General features: G+C 41.7%; 1 protein-coding gene. It reads right to left on the reverse strand.

What is annotated here, in order from left to right; translation table 11 throughout:
- Positions 1 to 32: 32 nt before the first annotated feature.
- A partial coding sequence (locus AC1DXC_RS27255) for an IS4 family transposase (protein ID WP_477462333.1) occupies positions 33 to 1,343 on the reverse strand: 1,311 nt, incomplete at its 5' end.

Consider the following 1,343-nt stretch of genomic DNA (forward strand, 5'->3'; position numbering starts at 1 on the left):
CACGAATGGTCGGAAGAAATTCCGGCCATTTTTTATGTTTTAAAAAAGAGGCCTGGATCACCGCCGCATTGTATAACGATCAGAGCGATTGCCAAGTCTCTGACTTCCATAGCAAATCGTCTTTTGGAAGTTTTATAGCCCTGTTTATTCCCTTTTTTGTAGATCAACACCAGCATACTGGTTATCAATGTCATATATAACATAACCTGCAGTCCATTTTGATTAAGGGAAACCAGGTGAGATACGTTAAGTTCTTGTTTGAGGAACCGGAAAAACACCTCGATGTCCCAACGCCTGCGATAGGCCTGGGCGATCTCTTTGGCCGATAAGCCGAACTCATTGGTTAACAACCAGTATTCTTTACCCTCATCAGATTTACTTTTTACAATGATCAGGCGAAAAGGGCGATCCACCAGTATTTCTATGTAATGTTTGTTCCCTCGTTTATTGGTTACAGGCATACCTGTATAAAGCCGGACAATACTATCGCTGAGCAAAATGGATTCCCCCATATCCATATCCTGCCCTTTGGCGATCAGCGATTCTACTAACTCGAACTTCCTGTTCTCCTTTGCGCGGCAGATGAATTTTATCTCGCTTTCACTGAAAGCTTTCATTGTCCGGGTAGATTGAAGCCCCCTGTCTAATACATAGATATTCTGATGTCCCGGTTCTTTTTTAACATGCGCCATTACTACTTCCGGCAAGGCATTGTCTTCGTTGCCATACTTTGGGCTGGTAAATACCTGGGCCAGACCCGGCAGAATGCCATCAAAAGCAAGGCTGTATTTGACCGCTTTCTTACTGCTGCCGGAAAGAGCGATGCCTTCGGATAACTTTCCGGCGGTTTCACTAACTATTGTACTGTCTACACGGATCAGGTTGTATTGCTTTCTTTCCGTTAACGTATAAGCCGCAGAAAACTGCTCATAGATAAATTCGTAGATCTGCCTGAAATAGTCAGGATCAACTTTGGACAATCTTTCCGATATGGAACTCCGGCGCACCTTTTCATCTTCATCAAGGTTAAAAAGCACCTTAAATACCGAATCATTGAATGTGTCCTCAAGGCTTCTCTGGCTGAGTCTGTCATTATCCAAAATGCCGTAGAGCAGCAAATAAAACAGCTTGTTCCCGTGCAGAACCTTTGCGTAATGATCGATCTTAGTTGTAAGCGACAAATTTGCTATTAAGGCCTCGGGAATGAAGCCTAAGAGCTGTTTTACGGTGATACTATGATCTTTGAAAATGGCCATATCTCTTTGATTTACAGCATTAATATACTTAAAATCAACGATAAAAACAAATAAATAATTGACAATCAGATAGTTAAATAAAAAAAA

The organism is Mucilaginibacter sp. P2_D11, from assembly GCF_056404435.1.